Annotated in this window: 17 protein-coding genes; 8 read left to right on the forward strand and 9 right to left on the reverse strand. The window is 58.4% G+C overall.

The features are described from left to right. Nucleotides 1-40: 40 nt before the first annotated feature. From OHL23_RS16580 to OHL23_RS16590, 3 genes are all read right to left on the reverse strand, one after another. Nucleotides 41-3,556: a TonB-dependent receptor gene (locus OHL23_RS16580; RefSeq protein ID WP_263353025.1), complete on the reverse strand. Its 3,516-nt coding sequence runs from the start codon at nucleotides 3,554-3,556 to the stop codon at nucleotides 41-43. Between the two features lie 160 nt (nucleotides 3,557-3,716). Then, the gene (locus OHL23_RS16585; RefSeq protein WP_263353026.1) at nucleotides 3,717-4,073 is read right to left on the reverse strand and encodes a hypothetical protein; all 357 of its coding nucleotides are present in this window, start codon (nucleotides 4,071-4,073) and stop codon (nucleotides 3,717-3,719) included. A 155-nt stretch (nucleotides 4,074-4,228) separates the two neighbouring features. Further along, nucleotides 4,229-5,317, reverse strand: a complete 1,089-nt coding sequence (locus OHL23_RS16590) for a hypothetical protein (RefSeq protein ID WP_263353027.1) — start codon at nucleotides 5,315-5,317, stop codon at nucleotides 4,229-4,231. 186 nt (nucleotides 5,318-5,503) lie between these two features. Here OHL23_RS16590 and OHL23_RS16595 point away from each other — a divergent pair, with 186 nt between their 5' ends. Then, a complete protein-coding gene (locus tag OHL23_RS16595) occupies nucleotides 5,504-6,175 on the forward strand; it encodes a dienelactone hydrolase family protein (protein WP_263353028.1) in 672 nt (223 codons plus the stop codon). 24 nt (nucleotides 6,176-6,199) lie between these two features. On the opposite strand, the gene OHL23_RS16600 is transcribed toward OHL23_RS16595, so the two are convergent. Both OHL23_RS16600 and OHL23_RS16605 read right to left on the reverse strand, forming a co-directional pair. After that, entirely contained in the window at nucleotides 6,200-8,029 is a 1,830-nt protein-coding gene (locus OHL23_RS16600; protein WP_263353029.1) for a CRTAC1 family protein, read from the reverse strand. A gap of 176 nt (nucleotides 8,030-8,205) precedes the next feature. Continuing rightward, the gene (locus tag OHL23_RS16605; protein WP_263353030.1) at nucleotides 8,206-9,918 is read right to left on the reverse strand and encodes a hypothetical protein; all 1,713 of its coding nucleotides are present in this window, start codon (nucleotides 9,916-9,918) and stop codon (nucleotides 8,206-8,208) included. Nucleotides 9,919-10,205: 287 nt separating this feature from the next. Between OHL23_RS16605 and OHL23_RS16610 the strand changes: the two genes are divergently transcribed. Both OHL23_RS16610 and OHL23_RS16615 read left to right on the forward strand, forming a co-directional pair. Beyond that, nucleotides 10,206-10,499: a putative quinol monooxygenase gene (locus OHL23_RS16610; protein WP_263353031.1), complete on the forward strand. Its 294-nt coding sequence runs from the start codon at nucleotides 10,206-10,208 to the stop codon at nucleotides 10,497-10,499. A 43-nt stretch (nucleotides 10,500-10,542) separates the two neighbouring features. After that, on the forward strand, nucleotides 10,543-11,547 hold the full coding sequence (locus tag OHL23_RS16615) for a gluzincin family metallopeptidase (RefSeq protein WP_263353032.1): 1,005 nt from the start codon (nucleotides 10,543-10,545) through the stop codon (nucleotides 11,545-11,547). Between the two features lie 28 nt (nucleotides 11,548-11,575). Here the strand turns inward: OHL23_RS16615 and OHL23_RS16620 are convergent, their stop codons facing one another. Further along, a complete protein-coding gene (locus tag OHL23_RS16620; RefSeq protein WP_263353033.1) occupies nucleotides 11,576-12,352 on the reverse strand; it encodes a dolichyl-phosphate beta-glucosyltransferase in 777 nt (258 codons plus the stop codon). Nucleotides 12,353-12,580: 228 nt separating this feature from the next. Here OHL23_RS16620 and OHL23_RS16625 point away from each other — a divergent pair, with 228 nt between their 5' ends. Both OHL23_RS16625 and OHL23_RS16630 read left to right on the forward strand, forming a co-directional pair. Further along, nucleotides 12,581-12,874: an integration host factor subunit beta gene (locus tag OHL23_RS16625; RefSeq protein ID WP_263353034.1), complete on the forward strand. Its 294-nt coding sequence runs from the start codon at nucleotides 12,581-12,583 to the stop codon at nucleotides 12,872-12,874. A 456-nt stretch (nucleotides 12,875-13,330) separates the two neighbouring features. Beyond that, on the forward strand, nucleotides 13,331-14,368 hold the full coding sequence (locus OHL23_RS16630; protein WP_263353035.1) for an alpha/beta fold hydrolase: 1,038 nt from the start codon (nucleotides 13,331-13,333) through the stop codon (nucleotides 14,366-14,368). A gap of 43 nt (nucleotides 14,369-14,411) precedes the next feature. Here the strand turns inward: OHL23_RS16630 and pgeF are convergent, their stop codons facing one another. Continuing rightward, entirely contained in the window at nucleotides 14,412-15,308 is an 897-nt protein-coding gene (gene pgeF, locus OHL23_RS16635) for a peptidoglycan editing factor PgeF (RefSeq protein ID WP_263353036.1), read from the reverse strand. Nucleotides 15,309-15,692: 384 nt separating this feature from the next. On the opposite strand from pgeF, the gene OHL23_RS16640 reads away from it, so the two are divergent. Then, nucleotides 15,693-16,346 carry a hypothetical protein gene (locus OHL23_RS16640; protein ID WP_263353037.1) on the forward strand — a complete coding sequence of 218 codons (654 nt, stop codon included), beginning with the start codon at nucleotides 15,693-15,695 and terminating at the stop codon, nucleotides 16,344-16,346. A 6-nt stretch (nucleotides 16,347-16,352) separates the two neighbouring features. Here the strand turns inward: OHL23_RS16640 and OHL23_RS16645 are convergent, their stop codons facing one another. After that, nucleotides 16,353-17,162 (reverse strand): SDR family NAD(P)-dependent oxidoreductase, encoded by an 810-nt coding sequence (locus OHL23_RS16645; RefSeq protein WP_263353038.1) that lies wholly within the window; start codon nucleotides 17,160-17,162, stop codon nucleotides 16,353-16,355. 66 nt (nucleotides 17,163-17,228) lie between these two features. Between OHL23_RS16645 and OHL23_RS28905 the strand changes: the two genes are divergently transcribed. Together OHL23_RS28905 and OHL23_RS16650 are read left to right on the forward strand one after the other, a co-directional pair. Beyond that, nucleotides 17,229-17,537, forward strand: coding sequence for a BrnT family toxin (locus OHL23_RS28905; RefSeq protein ID WP_396127377.1), 309 nt, complete (start codon nucleotides 17,229-17,231; stop codon nucleotides 17,535-17,537). Further along, nucleotides 17,518-17,811, forward strand: coding sequence for a hypothetical protein (locus OHL23_RS16650; RefSeq protein WP_263353039.1), 294 nt, complete (start codon nucleotides 17,518-17,520; stop codon nucleotides 17,809-17,811). The genes OHL23_RS28905 and OHL23_RS16650 overlap by 20 nt, the downstream gene beginning before the upstream one ends. Nucleotides 17,812-17,835: 24 nt before the next feature. Here the strand turns inward: OHL23_RS16650 and OHL23_RS16655 are convergent, their stop codons facing one another. Beyond that, entirely contained in the window at nucleotides 17,836-19,872 is a 2,037-nt protein-coding gene (locus tag OHL23_RS16655; protein ID WP_263353040.1) for a M3 family metallopeptidase, read from the reverse strand. Between the last annotated feature and the right edge of the window lie 2 nt (nucleotides 19,873-19,874).

A 19,874-nucleotide genomic window follows, 5' to 3' on the forward strand; every position in this document is an offset into this window, starting at 1 on the left:
AATGGTTAACCCATTGCTGCGCCAAAGGGAAGGTAACAGATTAGAACTTAAACTTCCCGCCAAGCTGCAAGGTACGCGGACCGTAGTCGTTGGTTACCTGACCAAAGTTCCCGTCATGCGAGCCCGTATCGACGCCCTGGAAGCTCGTGTGGTTGAAGGTATTGAAGGACTCGAAGCGCAGCTCTATCTTCGGGCCTTCGTGAGCCGTGAGTGGAATGGACTTGAACAGGGACAGATTCCAGTTGAAGATTCCCGGCCCTGTGACCGAGTCCTTTCCTGCGGTGCCAAAGCCCTGGTTCGCGCCGCCGGCCCAGGGTGCAAGTGGATCGGCAAAGGAACTGGTGCTGAACCACGCGCCCACCTTCTTCGGATAACTCACCTTCGCCACCAGGTCCGGACGGTTGTTGGTGCCGCCGCCCAGGCCGAGCGTGTCGGAGCCGGTATACGTGACATACAGAGGCAATCCCGATTCCGCGACCGTGATTCCCGAGATGGACCAGCCACCCAGAGTCTCGCGGGCCAGAGTGTTCGAGCTCTTCGCGAAGAATGGAAGAGTGTAGATGTAGTTCACATTGAAGATGTGACGGCGATCGAACGATGTGTCCGAACCGTAGTCATACTTCGGGTTATACGGATTGGAGAGCCCGTTGAGATCGTTGCTCACCTCGTCGATGTTATGACCGTAGGTGTAGGCCACCTGCGTGGTTAGCCCATGCCGGTTCTCCAGTCGGATGCCGGCCTGGAACGAGCTGTATTTGAAGTTGGTCTCGTTCTCCTCCTGGGTAATGGTGCCGAAGCCGGGGTAATTTCGATACTGGTTTGCATTCAGGGTCAGGAACGAGCCGGGCACTGCTGGATTAGGCAGTTTGCCAGCTACACCCTGCCGGTCGTAGTAAGGATTGCCGGGGCTTGCCGGATCCTGGTTGGCCAACGGCAAGGTATTGACCGACCGGTCATCGTTCTGGTCCCAGCCCAAAGAGCCGACATACTGCACCACCGCGACAACGGAAGGGGCAATCTCCCGCTGGATTCCGAGGCTGAAATTCGCCGTCCCCGGAGGGGGATAGTTGTACTTGATGCTCGTCAGGTTCGAAGGAAAGGTTTCGGAGGTCGTGACGCCGGTTAAAGCGCTGGTGTTGGGGTTGGAAAAGTAAACGTTGTTTGCGGAGGGAATGTACGCAAAGGGCGGATTCAAGGCTGCGTTGTAAACATCGTTGCCCTGGACGCGCTCGTAGAACAATCCAACTCCACCTCGAAGCACTGTCTTTCCATTGCCGGTAAGATCGTCGGCAAAGCCCACTCGGGGTTCCACGGTATCGTAATAGTTCTTCACGTTTCCGCGCGGGAAGCCATTCACTCCTGCTTCCTCAATGCCGTTGAGATAGAACGCCTGGCTCCCTGTGCCGCTGAAGGTCGAAAGCGACGAAGGTGTCAGAGTACCAGCCGACGTGACCGGATTGCCGAGCGAAAACAGATAGTCCGCGGGCACAAAGTTTGCGAACTGGTTGTAGCGTTCAAAGGCATGCGGCAATCCATCGTAGCGAAGCCCGATGTTGAGGGTCAGGCGCGGCGTGATGTGCCAGTTGTCGTTCACGTAGAAACCGTAGTTGTTATTGACCCAGTGCTTGCCCGCAAGATACTGCAGCTGCGAAAAGTTGGAGGCCTCGCCGAGGAGGAAATTGATATACGAATCCCCCGAGAACTGGCTCGAATTGAACTGAGCAGTCCCATTGGTGTTGGCCTGCAGTTGCTGGTTCTTGTAGTCGTGCAGAATGCTGGCGCCAAACTTCAACTGGTGCCGCCCCTTGGTCCAGGAGAGATCATCCCTGTACTCGAAGCCTTCGTAGCCGTTTTTCCACGGATAATAGCTCGGGCTCCAGTTCACATTCAGCGGCGAGCCCTGCAGGTCGATCTCCGGCATCTTGGTCAGGAAGTTGTCGGCGATCGGGAAGAAGCTGGTAGCCGTCCATCCGCTGGGCTGCGCAAATGTGCCGCTCCCGTTGATGGGCGTGAGGGTGATCTTGTTGCCGCTGTACAGAAACGCGGTTTCGTTGAGCAGGTTGGGCGAATAGGTCTGGGTCAGCTTGATCACCGCCGTATACGACGGATTGGTCATGGCTGTGCCCACGGTCGGATACGTGCTGTCGCCCCACAACGGCGGGAAGTACGACTGCGCCAGCGTGTCATGAAGATAGTGGCCCATCAACTGATACTTGCTGCTGATAGCGTGGTCAATGCGAACCACGTCTTCGCGGACTTGGGTCGGCTGCGGGATGGTAGCAATGTACTGAGTGCCGTTGTTGTAATTCGGCTTCGGAAAGGTGCCCTGGTTGAGCAACAGGACCGCGTTCGGGTCGATCAGGTTGGCGGGAATGACATTGCCTGGGAAGGGACTCCCGGCCGTCAATCCATCGGCACCATAGAGGGCAAGTTTGGCAGGATCGGTGGTTACTGGAACGACCGGGGTTGGTCCACCGGCTGGAATCGTATAGGCCAGTGACGATCCGGCCGTCGGGAAGTTATTCGCCAGAATCGCGTTGCTGATCGAAGGCGAACTGCCCTGAATCAGCCTGCGCCACTCTTCATTCACAAAGAAGAACGTCCTGTTGCGATCGTTGTTATACACATGCGGAATCCAAACCGGCCCGCCGATGTTGCCGCCCGGCTCGTTCAACTGAAACTTCGGTGTGCTCTTGCTGAAGTAGTCGGAGGCGTCGTAGTCCGTATTGCGGTTGAACTCATACACTTCCCCATGGAAGTCATGCGTGCCGGACTTGAGCACCATGAGGATCGTTCCGCCGGAGCCAATGCCGTAATCAGGGCTGTAGTTGCTATCCAGCGTCTGGAACTCGGCCAGCGCATCCTGCGAGGGCAGGTTCATGAAGCAGCCGCCGCATCCGCGATCATTCTGCTCGCCGCCATCGAGAAGGTAGATGTTATGCGTCGAACGGGTTCCGTTGAAGCTGATGCCATTCGCGGAGGTCAGCGCGTTGACGCCTCCGAATGGAGGCAGGTTGTTCGAGACGCCCAGCCCGAGCGCGGCAAGAGAGGTCACATTGCGGCCGTTGGTCGCCAACTCGGAAACCTGCTCACCGCTCATCAGCGTGCTGACTTCACTCGTTTCGCTCTGCACCTGCAACGATTCCGCCGCCACCGTTACCGTCTGCGACTGGCTGCCCACGGTGAGGGAAACATCTTCTTCGAGGGATTGGGCGACGTTCACCACGATGTCCGTCTTGGTGTATTTCTGGAATCCGTTCGCGGAAGCGGTCAGCGTATAGGTGCCGACGCCGAGGTTTGCGAATCGATACGCTCCAGCGCTGTTCGATACGCCTTCTCTGACCTGACCGGTTGCCGGGTTGGTCAGCGAGACGGCGGCATTCGGAACCACCGCTCCGCTGGCATCGGCAACAGTTCCGTTGATTGTGGCGTTGTCCTGTCCCCTGGCCGCGAACGGCATGCTGAGCAACATTGCGACGAATACTAACCAGAACGGCCGAGATCTCCATGTGGGTCTCGCTGCGTTGCGACGATTCTGGAATGGGAGATGAGTCATAGTCTGCCTCCTGAGCAAACGTTTTCTAAAAGGTCCTTCGGTTCGACTCCGTGCTTTTGTTTGTGCGTTCATTACACGGTTAGCAGGTCTGGATAAGTGCTGATTTGGCAAGATGAGGTACGGGAAGTTTCACTTGCCGGTCCAAGTTTCTTGTCGTTCCCTACACGATGGAATCGTTTTCAGGGTCTTTCGCTGAAAGCCGTATCCATTTCCATTCAAGCTGTGCGCCAAAGAGAACGATTGCGAGGAGGATGCATTCCGCAGGCAACTCTCGTTTCACCTGCTTGCCGCCTGGCCCATTATTCGTTATGCCTGCCGTGATCGCAGTCCTGACAGAGGAATGCTTCCGCCTCCCTCCATACGCACTGTGCTCAACTTCGGCACCAACGACATAAGAAGCCCCGCAGACAGGCATCGCAAGCAACAGAGAATCGCGTTCATCCCCGCCCAGCAATCGTTTTCTCAAGCGACAAATGTTTACGCCCTTTGCTGTTACGTTGTCAAGCGGAAATCGCAAAGCGGATCTCCTGTGAAACTGTATCCGGCGCGCGGGGCGAGTTGTTGAATCACTGGAAGTAGCGAGTTTGCTGGCGAAAAGGCGTTAAGAGAGCGTTTACTCTAATATTTACTTCTTTGTGAAAAATCGAGAAATTTCCTTCTGTCGGAAGGAAATCAGGGCGTCACCGGATCGCTCCCGAAAAGGATGTGCGCCTCCGACCGGAAGAGGTGATACTGGGCAAAATCAACGTCGTTCAGCAGCGTCTGCAAAGCGTTGGGGCCTTCGGGCGACGTGACCCAGACGGAGACACTTTTTATTGGGCAGATGTAGTTCCTGCCGCCGATCTCCACCGGGGCATACTCCACCATGATGTTCGAGACTCCGACCGGATCGGCGGGATCGAGATCCGCCACTAACGTCAGCCGGAGAATGGAGCCGTCCGCCGGATTGATGGCGATCTCTCCATGGTAGCCGGACATCTTCCGGAACTCCCGATTCTCCCGCGTGTTGTCCTCAAAGCAACAGAACGCTACTTGATAGTGGGATTTGTTTCTCGGCACAGAAAAGTGGAAGACAGCTTCTGGCCCGCTCGCGCCCTGCTCCCAGCGGCTCCACGTTACCGTGCCGTTTCCAGCATCCACCAGCGTATTGCTGAGGATGGGTCCGAAAACCCCATGAGTCGTCAGTGTCCGTGCATTCGGATCGTACTTCCCGCGCTTGACGCGCCCCGCGTCTACCACTTCCGCACCGTCGCGATAGAGCACGGTCACGCTGGTCTTGTTGACTTCGTGGATCGGCTCGTAAGGAACCACGATCCGGGCCATGTCTTCCAGACGGCGCGAAGGATTGTCCTCGTACAAAACCGTGTCCCGGCGGGCAAAGAAGTTCGGCAGCTTGTGCAAAGTCTCCTTGGCGTAATTCACGGCCCGGTCCATGATCCGGGACTGCTCCGCAAAATCCGGCGTCGGCCGAGTTGGGATTTCCGCCGCGGGCGGATCGAGAAAGGTCGACAGGTCGGCCAGCACTTCCAGCGATCTTCGCGATTTCTCGCCCGGCAACCGCGCCTGCCAGCGGGAAAGCCTGGCCGGAGTCAGACGTTCGCTGAGTTCCATTCCGCTGATCGTTTCGGCAACCCGGCTATCCCGTTGGCCGCGAGCCTCGTTCAGCGCACTCTCCAACTGCGCGACAGTAACCACGCGTTTCGCGGCCCAGGACGGCAGTGCGATCCCGGTCAGCAACAACAGGATGGCTATCCTACGCATCGCGCAATACCCTCCCGGCCGTCGCCAAAATCTTAGGCGCTCGGAGAATGCCTGTAAAGCAACCTCCTTCCGGACAACTGCCTTACAGTCCTGCAACAACGATCCGCGGTACGAAGGCTGCGCGGCGAGTCCCGATCGCCGATACTTGAACCTGGCCCCAAAAGTGGCCTTGAAGGATGAATCGAGATGAGTGAATACGTAATGTTGAAGGCAGCCGATGGCTTCGAGTTGAACGCCTATGTGGCCCGGCCCGAGGGTGAACCAATCGCCGGACTGGTCGTCGTGCAGGAGATTTTCGGGATCAATCCGCATATTCGTTCCGTCGCGGATGGCTATGCGAAGGATGGCTTTCTCGCAATTGCTCCGGCGCTCTTCGATCGCATCGAGCGCGGAGTCGAGTTAGGCTACGAGGGTGCGGACCGGCAGCGAGCCATGACCTTTGTCCCCAAGCTCAATCCCGACAAATCTCTCGAAGACATCGCAGCCGCAATCGAGTTCCTGCGCGCCGAAACCGGCAAAAAAGTTGGCGTAATCGGCTATTGCTTCGGCGGAACGATGGCCTGGCTTTCCACAACCCGGCTCCATCCCGCAGTGGCCGTCGGCTATTACGGCGGACACATCGGTAACTACGCCGCGGAAACGCCTGTTGCCCCGGTAATGCTCCACTTCGGCAAGCTCGACACCCATATCCCGGCATCGGTCGCGGAGCAGGTGAAGGCCGCACATCCTGAGGTTGAAATCTTCTGGTACGACGCGGGCCACGGCTTCAACTGCGATGCACGCGACTCCTACAACGCCGCCGCCGCGCAGGAGGCGCGTGCCCGTTCCTTGAGTTTCCTGACGAAGCATCTGGCATAACGCTTCTCGTCCAAGGTTTCATATTTAAGGCCGATGCAGTTTGTCGGCCTCACCTAGCTTCTGAGCAACCACGCCGGAGCCTTCCTTTATGGAATAGAAGCGGTCCACCGCCAGATTGGTCAACGTCTCAACTCGCCCGTCTGGCCACAGGACTTTCGCCTTGTCCACGCGATCATGGCTACCCAGCCCGAAGTGAATCCGCAGGTCGTTCTGCGAAAGATAGCTTCCGCTGCTGATCACCTCGCCAAGCTGAACCAGCTCTCCGGCAGTCGCCTGTACCCGCGCATTCAAAGCTAGGCGATTGCATTGCACGCCCTCCAGTTGAAAGCTGATCCAGTGGTTCTTCGGTCCGCCCTCAGGCCGCAGAATCATCGCCTTGCCGACCAGATTTTCCACCACTGCTTCGATCTTGCCGTCATTGAAAAGATCGCCAATCGCCATCCCGCGGCTGACCTGCGGAATCTGAATCGCCGGGCCAACCTCCTTGCTGATGTCTTTGAATTTTCCGTCGCGCCCGTTCAAAAAAAGCAGCTTCCGCTCCCGATACCGCACCCCCATCGGAACGCTGTCGACCTGCGGATACACATGCCCGTTGACGACAAAAAAATCCTGCCAGCCGCTGTTGGCGAAGTCGACAAAGGCATCGCCCCAGCCCACATATCCCCGCGTGCCACGCATAATTCCCGACGCCCCTGAGATATCTGTAAAATTCATGCCTCCGTCATTGCGATAGAAAGCGGCGTATTCGTTGTCAAAGTGCGAGATAACGAGAGACATACGTCCCGTATGCAGATAATCGCCGATGGCAATACCCATATTGGCCTGCGCCGCGCCATTCTCATTGAAAGCCACACCGGACGAATTACCGGCATCCACAAAATTGCCTTTGCCATCACCCTGGTAGAGATAGTTGGGCCCGGCATCGTCCGTTACCAGCAGATCGAGCTTGCCGTCGTTGTCAAAGTCCGACCAGATTGCGGTAAGTCCGTAGCGGCGCTCTTCATCGCTGACTCCAGCCTTCTTCGAGACATCAGTGAACGTCCCGTCCCGATTGTTGTGGTAAAGACTGTCCGGCGCGCCCTTCAGCCCGCGCGGCCCACACTGCACATCGATGCCGATGTATTTGCAGGTGTCTTTGGAACCGAATGCAGCCATATCGTCCAGATGAAAATCGACATAGTGGGAAACAAACAGATCGGCCCAGCCGTCGCCGTCATAGTCTCCAAAAGCTGCTCCGGTCGCCCATTGTTTGTCACCACTTAGCCCCGCGCTTTTCGTCACGTCCGTGAATGTTCCATCGCCGTTGTTGCGATAGAGCACCACGCCGTCAAAGCAGGTCACCAGCAGATCCGGCCATCCGTCATTGTTGTAGTCGCCGACCGACGCGCCCATCGCCCAGCATGGATATCCGACCCCGGCCTTGTCGGTGACATCGGTAAACGTGCCGTCGTGGTTATTGCGGTAGAGCGCACCCTTGGACTTAACGCCATGCAGCGCCATTTCCACACTTTGCGCATTGGTGAAGTAGATATCCAGCCAGCCATCGCCATCGTAATCAATCAGCGCCACCCCGCCGCTCATCGACTCCACAATGTACTTCTGCTCAGGGCTGGACATGTGCTCGAATTGAATCCCCGTCGAGGCCGTAATGTCGACCAGCTCCGGATAATTGACCAGTTCAGAAGCACTGGCCTGGGCCTCAGCCGTCTTCGCTGTTTGCGCCGACGCGTGTCCCGCGCCGCCCCAAGCCAGACAGCCGATCGCAACAACTGCGCAGAGACTTGCAATTCCCATGAGGAATCTGGGTATCGCGATTCCGGCAGCTTCCGTTCGCTGTCCGCAACAGTCTTTCATGCTTCTCCGCGCAGCAACTCGCGACGCCAAATTCGCGCATCAAAATGCAGCCCGCATTCTAAACACCGGACTGTCTCTTCTGCACCTCCTCTATCAATCCAATGAAAACGGCGGGCATCGAAGGAAGCCCGCCGTCTCCTGTTCAGCGAATCGTGTCCAGCAAATCGGCTCAAAAACTACCAGGAATGACCGTGCCGACCGTGATCGTCATCTGACTGAGGAGTGAACGAAACTCCGCGCAACACCTCGGCAAATCCGGAGCGGCGCACGGTGACGAAGCTCTCCTTCGCGGCAACCGTCGCGCTCGTGTTGCTGAGGCGGTCGGTGACAGCGACCAGGTTGTTCGGATCAGCACCCGTATCGCCGCCGCCGCTTACCGTGGAAGTGATCGCCCAGACCGTTACAGTGCCATCCCTGTTGACCCGGCCAGTAATATTGCGCAGGCCATCGGTCGCCGGCGACCACGGAAGACCCGTGACCGAGTTGGTACCGGTCGGATATCCGGAGACCGTGTATGGCGTACCCAGCTTCAGCCCGTTCTGCAGCGTATAGGCGAGGCTCCATTTGCCGGTGTTCGAGTTGAAGACCCACTTCTGCAGGCCCGCCGTCGTTTGCGCCGCAGCATGCGTGTAGAGGTCCGTACCGCCCGTGAATCCATCGCCCTCGTCGGCCACATAAACTGTGTTCGCGTCAGCAAACCAGATACCGAACGGAAAGCTTACCCCGGTTGCAGACTTCGCCAGAAGAGTCGGAAATCCAGCGAGAATGCACATATTGCTCGGCAATCCGCTCGCTGCAAGCGTCCCCGGATTGAAGACAAGCGGAGCGGTCGGCAACGTCGCCGCAGCCGACGGCAGGCCGACGCCCTTGGGGCAGGCAGTGCCGGTCGTGTCCAGAAAGTAGACAGTGTTGACGCCGTTGCTGCCGCTTCCCTTCGAGTAATAGAGAACATTGTTGAAGAGCGCCAGACCGCGGAAGTTGTCGTCCTTGCCGATCTTGTCCGCCTTGTCGTCCAGCAGCGTGACCGAAAAGCTCCCGGCAGGCGTTGGCTGACCCGGATCCTGCGAGACTTCCGGAGCCTTCAGCGCTTCAATGAACTGCGTTCCCGCGCCCAGCACCACACCCGCTGGCTGGGGATTGGAACCATTTCCGGCATTTCCCGCCGTGTAAACCACGTCCAACCCATCCTTGTCGTTCAGGATGGCCGCGCGGCCATTGTTCCCGCTGTACGCATTGGTTTCCGTAAAATGCATCCGGCCATGCGCGTCCACCACCGCCACCGCGCGAAAGTAAGGAATGCCCACGGGATTGGTCGGATCATCCACCCCTGGAGTATTAGAGTTCGACGCGTCAATCGTGTTGACCGGCGCAACGTAGTCGATGAAGCTCAGGTACTTTCCGCTGGTCGAGAGATTCAGTGCGCCTTCCGACTTGGAGCTGAAGCTGGTGACCAACTGGTCGCTCGTCGGCTTAATTCCGCGCTGCAGGCTGTTGGGCAATTCCAGCGTATCGATCAGCCAGCCTTCCGGCGTGATCTGGTCGAGAAGCAGCCGTGACGTGATCCCAAAGCTGCCGTCATACGCGTCATTGTTAAAGACGTACGGGTAGGTTCCGTCATTGATAGCGCCGGTGCTGGCGCTGCAGCCTCCCTGCGTGCTGGCGCAGTTCGGAGGCAGAATTTCGCCGACCTTTACATTCGACGCCTTGTTGTCATATACGCTGCGGCTGACCACCAGATTGCCGGGCAGAAACCGGAAATCCGAGTCTCTGTCGTGGTCCGCCTGCGCTTCCACAACCGCCGTTGCGGCAATCGAAGTCAGCGCGAACGCGAGAATGCTCCCCGTAAAGAAAAGCCGACGATTCAGAGGCTTCAACTTATCAACTGTCATGTACCGTCTCCTGATGCGCGGAAATATAGGAATTCCGTCGCCGCACAAGGCTAGCAGCGAACTATTAAGAATCGGTTACTGAGAAAGGCTTCTTTTGCAGCCCCGGAACAAGCTCTAAAGACGGATCGGACTGCCCGCAGCGTCGGGCTTATGTACACTGCGTTGACGGTGCCAATATCGATCATCAATTCATGAAACTTGAGCCGCTAAAATCCGTCTGAATTGAAAGGTCCTCGAACCAATAGGTTCGCGGATGGATTCAGTTGGATTTAATTAAGGAGATCTACATGGAGAAGTTTGCTTTATTGGCCGCCTTGCAGGCGAAACCCGGAAAAGAACAGGAAGTCGAGAATTTTCTGAAGGCCGCCCAGCCGTTGGCGAAGGCCGAACCGGGCACCATTCGCTGGTATTCCTTCAAGATCGGCCCGAGCACCTTTGGCATCTTTGACACCTTTGCCGATGAAGTGTCCCGCGACGCCCATCTCACGGGCGAGATTGCCGTGGCATTGATGGGTCGGGCGGAAGAACTCTTCGCCGTTCCACCAAAGATCGAGAAGCTGGAAATCCTCGCATCAAAGTAGAATTGCGGCACCGCCAATCAGGCGCGAAAGAGAGATCTCCCCAATGCGATGGAAATCAACCGGGGCCAGGATTCTCTCTTTCGCCTTCGCTCTTTTGCCCATGTACCCACAGCCCGCGCACCCGCAAGCGACGAACCAGCCGCCATCTCCCAATGGCCCTCCGCCAAACTGGGGACCGGGCCGGCATGAAACCGTCAGCTCTACGCAAACCCTGACAATCGGCGGCGCAGCCTTGCAGGTGGATTTCGCCGCCGGACCGCTCGATCTATCCCCAGCACAAATCCTTCCATGGATTCAGCGCGCAGCCAACGCCGTCACCGTTTACTACGGGCGTTTCCCCGTTCCGCGTGCCCGCATCCTGATCGTTCCCGTCGCGGACAAGGAGGGCATTCTGCAAGGCACCACCTGGGGCGACATGCGCGGCATGCCCGGCTTCACCCGCATCCGGCTCGGCCAACACACCACCCAGCAAGATCTCGCCGAAGACTGGACCATGACCCATGAGCTGGTCCACATGACCTTCCCTGGTATGCCCGACGATCAACACTGGATGGAAGAAGGCCTTGCCACCTACATCGAGCCCATCGCCCGCGTACAGGCCGGCGAACTCGCCGCAACCCAGGTCTGGCGCGACATGATCGACGGCATGCCAAAAGGAGAACCCGCCCCTGGCGACCGCGGCATGGACCAGACCCACACCTGGGGCCGCACATATTGGGGAGGCGCGCTCTTTTGCCTCGTAGCCGATGTCAACATCCGCAAACAAACCCAGAATCGCAAAGGTCTTCAGGACGCATTGCGGGCGATCGTCGCCGCAGGCGGCACCATCGACCACGACTGGCCGCTGATGCAGGCCCTCGAAGTCGGCGACAAAGCTACCGGCACCACCGTCCTGACCGACCAGTACAAGCAGTGGAGCCAGTCTCCCATGCCGGTCGATCTAGCCAGACTTTGGAGCGATCTGGGAGTCCGCGCTGCGGGAAAAAGCGTTGAATTCGACTCCCACGCGCCGCTCGCCCATGTCCGCGACGCCATCATGGCCCGCTGACGCCTTCACATCCCGACCAACGCAGTCGTCAGACCGTCGGCCACTCGACCGGACGAACTGGCCCGTTGTAGCGCCCGAGCAGTGCATTCCAGCGGATGATCGCCATCTCCCGCAGCATATGAACTCCGTCCCGCAAGTAGCTGACGTGGGTCCGCTCATCATGCCGCCACGTAACTGGGACCTCCACAGTGCGCAGATGACGCTTGCCGGCAATAAAGAGAATCTCCGGATCGAAGCCCCAGCCTTCGATCGTCTGCAACTGGAAAACCGTCTGCGCCGCGCGGCGCGTGAAAGCCTTGAAGCCACACTGGGTATCGGCAAAGTGCAGTCCCATCACCATGCGTGTAATCAGATTGAAGCATCGCCCAAAAAACTGACGATAGACCGGCTGGCGATGAATCTGACGGCTGCGATCCAGCCAGCGCGAACCGATTGCGATTTCTGCGCCGTTGTTAATGGCGTCAAAAAGCCGTTCAGCTTCGCGAATCGGCGCCGACAAGTCAGCATCGGTAAACATCACAATCTCGCCCCGCGCCTGCAACAGACCGTGGCGCACCGAGTAGCCCTTGCCGTGATTGCCGGGATTTTCCAGCAGCCGCACCTCGGGAGCGGTGATCGAAAAATCTAGAACCTGCCTGGCCGTCGTGTCGGTCGAGCCATCGTTGACAACAATGACTTCCGCATTCCAGCCTCCCGAGCGAATACAGTCCACTACCTCCCGCAAAGTGGCATCTATGCGGGCGCTTTCGTTATAAGCGGGAATGACAATGCTCGACGCAGGGTGGCCAGACACGAAATCAGACACGGAATGAGGAAACCTTTCCGGCTGGCGGCAATTGAGTCAGGCCAACACCCTGCCATCATACCGGAGGGCGGATTCTCGGGGTGCAGCCGAAGCCGATCGACATTCCCGGGATTTAACGGCTCATACCCGGCAAAAAAGTGAGCCAAGCCATTCAATTTGCACAGGAAACCACTTTTTCGGGTAGGCTAAGAGGAATCCGGTTATTCTTGGAGTCGGAGGCCCATGGGCATGACCAAAGCAGACCTTGTCGAGAAGGTGACACAGTTAGGCGATCTCACCCGTCGCGACGGCGAAGTGATTGTCGAGACCATCTTCGACTCAGTGATCGCGGCCCTGCAGTCAGGGGACAAGATCGAGATTCGTGGCTTCGGCTCCTTCCGTATTCGGGAGCGGAATCCCCGCATCGGCCGCAACCCAAAAACCGGCGACCGAGTAGACGTCCCGGCAAAGCGCGTACCGTATTTCAAGCCGTCCAAAGAACTCCGCGATCTCGTCAACCCAGACGAGGCATCGGCGAGCTAGTGGCATTGCCTCGCAACTTCCCTCCACGGAGGGAAGTGCAGCAGCCGTCGTACGCCGGATAGCGAAAACGCAGACTCCGGCTATTGTCAACTTCATTTAGCTCCAGATTCCTTCAGTTCTAGACCGGCGGCGTGAATCCGCTCCGGCATCTCGGAACTTTGATCGGACCTCATCCGATCCAACTGGCATAGAATGAATCACGGATCTGGCGCCCAGGCAACTTAACCGACGGCTCGGCGGGGCTCAACTATCCCCGACAGGGCTATTATTGGCCCTGACAGACTCCAGGGCCATTGATCGAGGTTGTCACGTCTAAGAGTCTAATGAAGCTGCGGCGCCACCCCCTCCATGCGAAGCGCCGGAAAGTGAATTCCTGAAAAGTGAATTCTGGAGAAAGCCTCGGAAACGCCAGCCAATTCCGCAGCATCCCAACGGGCCCAGCGCTTGCGCGCGGCCATGGGGGTTCATTCTCTCAATTTCCTCTCTTCTCGGCCTGAAAACGGAGCCATCTCCAGATGGGGCTCGTCCCTTGTGAATGGATGCCGGATCGCGTGGGAGAAGACGCCATCGGAAGACGACGCAGCCCAGATCGTGATCTGCCTGCACGACGCCGGCACGGGAGGCCGCGAATTTCAGCCGTTGGTGAAGCGCTGCCCTCCCGGCAGCCGCATGCTCCTGGTCGACTGGCCAGCCCATGGGCGCTCCGGCGACCCGGCACGTGACGCAGCCGGAACTCCCGCGCTGACAATCGAATCTTGCGCCGCAATCATCGAGTCGCTGATTCAACAGCTCGATATCGAGAGGCCAATCCTGCTCGGCTCCGGATTCGGCGCTGCGGCGGCAATTCACTTCGCCGCCAACCACCCCGGCGAAGTGTTGGGATTGGTGCTCAGCCTGCCGGCAGGACTCGTTTCCCCAAGCGGCGCAGGGCCGTTTTCACAGCGCGGAAAACGCGGTGTCGGACGCCTCTTGCGCAGGATGCAGAACGCTTCGGCCAGCAGGATTGGGAAGGAAGCAGAAGCCGCAGCCCGTCGTCAGGCGCTCCGCACAGAAGCGCTGCGGCCAGCGATGCTTCCGATTCGTGCCGCAGCCGCAACCTCGCTGGCGCGAGCAAAGGCCAGTCTTCGCAAGGCCGTCGACTCTCTTTCCTGCCCCGCGCTCTTCGCCCTCTCGCGCGACAGCCAGGAATGCCCGGTGCGCAAGTATCTAGCCCTTCTAGACCCCTCACTGGCCTTGGCGACGCAGCATCAGTTCACCGTTTTTGCCGGAGCCTTCAACCCCATCTGGGAGGAACCGGACCGCTTTGCCATCGCGCTCGCCAGCTTCATCCAAGCCCGGCTTCCGGTCGAAAAGCACACTCACGCATGGCTTCTGTTTGAGGTCGATTGGCCCACGAAAGACAACAATCTCTGGCGGTGCGTCCATCCGGACTGTGTCGCCGAGCGCGTGCTGCCCACCGGACGTGACGCCAATGCAGCGTCGCAGCGCAAATAAGCGTCAGGTCAGGGTCTCGTCAGGTCACGGTCTATTGCAGGCCTCATCGGATTCCGATCACGGCCATCATCCTGCCCGCGTGGCCGCCAGAAGCTCGATGCGAATAAAACAGCTCCGGCTGGCAAGCGGTGCAGCCACCCACAACCGCTATGGAACTCTCAGGAATCCCCGCCGTCATCAATTGCCTTCGATTCGCTTCCGTCAGGTCGAGGTGCACCCCATCTTCGCCGGAAGAGAAAAGCTCATCCGCATACGAAAAACTCTCCGAGAACTTCGCCAGCACCTGAGCGCCCACCGTATAACAGCACGCGCCGATTCCCGGCCCGATCGCCGCGACCAGATCCGCAGGCTCCGAGTCGAACTCCTCGCGCATCCGCGCCACTCCCGATTCGACAATGCGGGCGACCGTTCCACGCCATCCGGCATGAAAGGCAGCTACAGCGCGTCGCTTCGTATCCGCGACCAGCACGGGGATGCAGTCGGCGGTCTGAATACCGATCAAGACGCCGCGCTGATTGGTGAGGATCCCATCCGCCTCGGGAGCACTTCCCTGTTCGATCCCGGCCCAGTCGCGCGGCGCGATAAGACTCCGATTGGAATGGATCTGGCGCACCACAACCAGCGGAGTCGCGCGGCTGCCAGTAACGGCCTCGACCCAGCGCAGTCGGTTCTCATGCACATTCTCGGCGACGTCCGCCGGGGTGAAACCGAGATTCAGCTGGCCGTGATCGGATCCCGCAGAACTTCCCTCTGGCATATAGGCACAGCTCACTCCACCCCGATGCGTGCTGAATCCATGCCAGAGCCAGTCAAAATTGTTTGAGGCCAGACCGCTCGAAACCGGACTGCTCCAGGCCGGAACTCGAATCGAAGCCACGCCGTTTTCAGCAACAGTGAGCGCGACGTCTTTAACTTTGGGAACAACCTGAGGAATCGGCATCCTGCACTCGATTGTAGACGGAACAGGCAACGGGAAAGACGACGGAAAAAGCCCCAAACGAGCGTTGGGCCCGCTTTCCAGCGGGCCCACTCGAGAGGCAATGTAGATGGGAGTTTCTGTGGATCAATTGAGGGGAGTCCGTTTCCGGACCAACAACGAAGTTTGAAGCGCTTTGGTGGGGAAGTGCTACAGCGGTTGCCTCTGCTTGTTACTAAATGAGATGCTGCAAAAAAGAAATAGTTGCCCCTGCGTTCGCGAATTATTTTGCAATGCGGGAAAAATTTGGGCCGAGGCCAGTTCCCTGTTGCCGGAACAGGAACCCCGGTTGCTAAATCGACAAATCCCGCCTTGCGCCACCAGTAACCTGACTGCAAGCTCAAATATATGAAGAAGGTGTATCTCTCTCTGGTCGCGATTCTGCTCTTCGTCGGCGCGATCTATATTTGGGAACACCGCAGCGATTACAGTCTCTTGCGCGAATGGCTGCCTGCCCGGCAGACAGATGGCGTCATCAATACTTCAACCAGTCAGCAACTAGAGTGGCGTCCCGTCGATGAATCCTCTCAGGGGTTCAAACTTGAAATGCCCGGCGACCCACAGCGCGTCGTCGTTCAGGCGACCAACGAAACCGGAAACCAAGAGCCGGTCAGCATGCTGCTCGTCAAACCGGACTCCGAACGCACCTACGCGATTGCATGGGCCGAAAAACCGCCTGTCGCCCGCATGAACGATCTCGTTCCCGACAAAACTCTCGATCAGGCTCGCGACGGCGCAATGAACAAAACAAACACCACCCTCGTCAGCGAAATCCGCAGCAATCCTCAGGGATTTCCCGGCCGCGACGTTGTCACCCGCAATGCAGGCGGCGGAATTCTAGATACGAGATTCGTCTATGCTGGCGCTCGCCTGTACATGCTGATCGCGACAGCGCCATCCGCCTCCGCGCGCCATGAGGAGGATGTATTTCGTTTCTTCAACTCCTTCGCCATCGCCAGCAATACCCAGATTCCCGAGACAATTCCAGCGGCCACCCAATAGCGGCCTTCACCTGGCCGACCGCATGACCTTGGCAACCATGTAGGTGATCAACCCAACCGGCAGAAAACGTACCAGGAACGCCGTAGCCTGTCCCGCAAAATAAGGAACAATCGTCCGTTTCCCGCGCACTAAAGCCTCTAAGCCAAGCCGCGCCACCTCTTCCGCAGGCTGCATCCTCCGGCTGATCATCTTTTTCGCGCCGGGAAAGTTGTCCCCACCCGCCACAACAAAGAATTCGCTTTCCGTAGGCCCCGGACAAAGCGCCGTCACGTTCACGCCAAACGGAGCCACTTCCTCCGCCAGCCCCAGCGCAAAATAGCGGTCGAATGCCTTGGTAGCCGCGTAGGTGGAAAGAAACGGCACAGGCTGAAAACTGGCAGTCGAAGCCAGCATCATCACCCATCCGCGCCCGCGTTCCACCATCCCCGGCACAAAGAGACGCGTCAGATGCACCGCCGCCTCGCAGTTCACACGAACCTGGCTCAACTCCTGTTCGACCTCGGAAGCAGCAAACTCTCCGAACTGGCCGAGTCCCGCATTGTTCACCAGAATGTCAACCTGCAGTCCCGCGCCCGCCGTCACATCATAGATTTGCTTCGGAGCCTCAGGTTCAGTGAGATCCGCCGTCACAATGCGAACTTCCGTCCCCTTCGCGGTCAGCTCAGCAGCCAGAGCATCCAGCCGATCTTTCCGGCGCGCAGTAAGAATCAGCTTCGCGCCATTGCGCGCCAGTTCTCGCGCCAGCGCCACGCCAATTCCTGCGCTCGCCCCAGTCACAAGCGCCCATCTCCCCTTGAAATCCTGCATGTCACCCATGCGTGGATCATAGCCGATGAAGCGCGAACCAGAGGTCTGTTGACCTCAGCCCAAAGATTCGATTTGATGAGACTCGTGCGCTCAATCAGGTGGATTTGGAATGCCGACAAGGCAAAAGTAAATCTCCTCAAACACGGCATCGCCTTTTCTGAGGCTGCCTTGGTATTCCGAGATCCGTTACACGCATCAAGGCTCGATCCCCATCCAGATGGAGATCGCTGGCAAACGATGGGGCGCATCGGACCATTTCTAATCCTCGTCGTGCACACATTCCCGGTAGAATGGGAGGGAGAAGCTGCTGCAATCGGTAGAATCATCCGTGCCCGAATCGCGACCTCCCGAGAAAGGAAAGCTTATGAAGACGGAGACTTCTAGCCATCTAAGCGCAGAGCAGTTCGCCCGGCTACAGCGCCTTTCCGCCCTGCCAGACGAGGCCATCGACACCACCGATATCCCGGAAGTCACCAATTGGACCGACGCCAAAGGCGGACTGTTCTTCACCGGACCTGAGGATAAGGTGGCCGTTGGACTCGATTCCGACCTGGTGGGCTGGTTCGAATCTCACTCGTCGTCAGGAGAAGAATCCGAGACACGAATCAATCAGGCTCTGCGAGCCTACGTGACAGAGCAAGCAAAGAAAGCTGGTTGACGGCAAGAACGATGACTGGCCTCATCATTCCGCAGTCCCAACCTCAACAAACTCCTCATTCAACCAGTCGGTGAACGCCGAAAACTCCTCATCCCGCCCCAGAAAATCCCGCACCATCTGCCGCCCGGGCCGCGAACCGCCCTGTTCGATCACCTTCCTGCGATACTTGGCCGCCGCCTCGCATCCCAGCAGATTCGCTGGATCAAACTGCGCAAAGAAGTCCAGCGCAATCACCTTGTCAAAGGCATACGTGTAGTAATTCGACGAATAGCCGGTAAGGTGACCGAAGCTCGCATACATGCGATTGCCTTCAATCCACTGCCATGGCTGCAGGCTCTGGTACAGCGACTTAGTCACGCGATCCAGATCGATGCCCGCAGGGTCCTGGTCGTGCAGATCCAGCGAAAGCGTCGTGTAATAAAGCTGCGAACGGACCCAGTCCGCGCGCCCAAACGCCCCGGCCAGCTTCATTTTCTGGATCAGTTCCGCAGGCAGCACCTCGCCCGTTTCGTAATGCCGGGCAAAACTCTGCAACAGCGCCACGTCGCGGAAGAATTCCTCCAGCATCTGCGATGGAACCTCGATAAAATCGCCCTCGGTCGCAAATCCCGAAAGTCCGGCCCACTCCGTCTGCCCGCCCAGAATCGCATGCATCAGGTGCCCGAATTCATGGAAGTACGTCACCACATCGGAGTACTGCATCAGCCCCGCATCGACAAATTTGCCCGTCTCATCGATCTCCGGCCTGGGGAAGTTGCAGATCAGCCCAGCCTCCGGCAGATACCGCCCGCGCACACCCGTCACCACCGGCGTCGCCGAGAACCACTTGTCCTTCCCTTCGCGCGGATGCATGTCCAGGTAGAAGCGCCCCACCTGCGTCTCGCCATCCACATCCAGCACGTCAAAAACCGAAACATCCTCATGCCAGCCCCTGACCGCAGACCGCCGAAAGACCACGCCAAAGAGCTTCGCCGCAGTATCCAGTACTCCCTGCTCGACGCGTACATAAGGAAAATACGGCCTCACTGACTGCGAATCGAAAGCAAAAGCCTCGCGCCGGTACTGCTCATACCAATAGCCCCGGCTGGCCGCGTTCATGACTTTGAGATCCGGCTGCTGGCGCTGCGCAAAATCGAAGACCATGCTGTATTCGCGCTCCGCTCCGGCGCGGCTGGCCTCTTCGAGCTTCGCGATAAAGCTGCGCACATTGGCCGCCGAACCCATCATCTGATCCGCCGTCGCCAGATTGGCCCAGCTTGTAAACCCGAGCAGCGTCGCAATCTCCTGCCGCGTAGCCAGCAGATCCAGCAGAATCTGCTGATTCACCGGATACGCCCGCGTGTTGTACGCCAGGAACATCCGTTCCCGCAGCGCATCGCTCTTGGCAAAGGTCATCACCGGCTGCATATCCGGCTGATCCGTGGTCAGAACGAAATGCCCGTCGCATGTAGGCGTATGCCGCGCCAGATAATCCGCAGGAAGGCCATCCAACTCCCCGGCCTTTTCCACCACGACAGTCTTCGCGCCCTCCTGAATATTGCGGCTGAACTGCAGCGACAGCAGCGTCGCCTTCTCATGCAACTGGTGCAGATGAGCCCGCGTCGCGTCATCTTTATCCACGCCAGCCAGCCGGTAGCTCAGCAGGGTCCGCTCTACATAATGCTTCGTGGCGTCGCTCGCGCCAGCAAGGTCGACCGCCGAAAGCGCCGCATACACGTCGCGGTTCAAACTCAGCGCCGTCCCGGCCTGCGCGATCCGCTGCGCCTCATCCTGCGCCTGGTCGCGAACCTCTTTCTCGGACGCCACTGAGTTCAGGACGCCAGCCTGCGCGCCAGCCAGACTCAACTGCTCCAGCGCCACGTCATACAGCCGCAGCGAGTTTTCCGGCGTGCGCTTGTCTTGCACCGCGAGCAATCCGGCAATTGCCGCCTCATGCGCCGCAAGGCGATCCGTAACCCAATCGCGCAACCCCTCTGCCGTGAGCGGCTCTCCGTCCCACGCATGAATAGCGGAACTAATATCCAGCACAGAATCCCCAGGAAGGCTCGACGCGACGCTCATCT

Source organism: Acidicapsa acidisoli (genome assembly GCF_025685625.1).
GTDB classification, from domain to species: Bacteria; Acidobacteriota; Terriglobia; order Terriglobales; family Acidobacteriaceae; genus Acidicapsa; species Acidicapsa acidisoli.

Coding starts and splice junctions, on each gene's coding strand:
- OHL23_RS16640 (WP_263353037.1), top strand. CDS start 15,693: ATGAAGAAGGTGTATCTCTCTCTGGTCGCGATTCTGCTCTTCGTCGGC.
- OHL23_RS16615 (WP_263353032.1), top strand. CDS start 10,543: ATGCGATGGAAATCAACCGGGGCCAGGATTCTCTCTTTCGCCTTCGCT.
- OHL23_RS16645 (WP_263353038.1), bottom strand. CDS start 17,162: ATGGGTGACATGCAGGATTTCAAGGGGAGATGGGCGCTTGTGACTGGG.
- OHL23_RS16600 (WP_263353029.1), bottom strand. CDS start 8,029: ATGAAAGACTGTTGCGGACAGCGAACGGAAGCTGCCGGAATCGCGATA.
- OHL23_RS16650 (WP_263353039.1), top strand. CDS start 17,518: ATGAAGACGGAGACTTCTAGCCATCTAAGCGCAGAGCAGTTCGCCCGG.
- OHL23_RS16580 (WP_263353025.1), bottom strand. CDS start 3,556: ATGACTCATCTCCCATTCCAGAATCGTCGCAACGCAGCGAGACCCACA.
- OHL23_RS28905 (WP_396127377.1), top strand. CDS start 17,229: ATGAGACTCGTGCGCTCAATCAGGTGGATTTGGAATGCCGACAAGGCA.
- OHL23_RS16595 (WP_263353028.1), top strand. CDS start 5,504: ATGAGTGAATACGTAATGTTGAAGGCAGCCGATGGCTTCGAGTTGAAC.
- OHL23_RS16630 (WP_263353035.1), top strand. CDS start 13,331: ATGGGGGTTCATTCTCTCAATTTCCTCTCTTCTCGGCCTGAAAACGGA.
- OHL23_RS16655 (WP_263353040.1), bottom strand. CDS start 19,872: ATGAGCGTCGCGTCGAGCCTTCCTGGGGATTCTGTGCTGGATATTAGT.
- OHL23_RS16590 (WP_263353027.1), bottom strand. CDS start 5,317: ATGCGTAGGATAGCCATCCTGTTGTTGCTGACCGGGATCGCACTGCCG.
- OHL23_RS16625 (WP_263353034.1), top strand. CDS start 12,581: ATGACCAAAGCAGACCTTGTCGAGAAGGTGACACAGTTAGGCGATCTC.
- OHL23_RS16610 (WP_263353031.1), top strand. CDS start 10,206: ATGGAGAAGTTTGCTTTATTGGCCGCCTTGCAGGCGAAACCCGGAAAA.
- pgeF (WP_263353036.1), bottom strand. CDS start 15,308: ATGCCGATTCCTCAGGTTGTTCCCAAAGTTAAAGACGTCGCGCTCACT.
- OHL23_RS16605 (WP_263353030.1), bottom strand. CDS start 9,918: ATGACAGTTGATAAGTTGAAGCCTCTGAATCGTCGGCTTTTCTTTACG.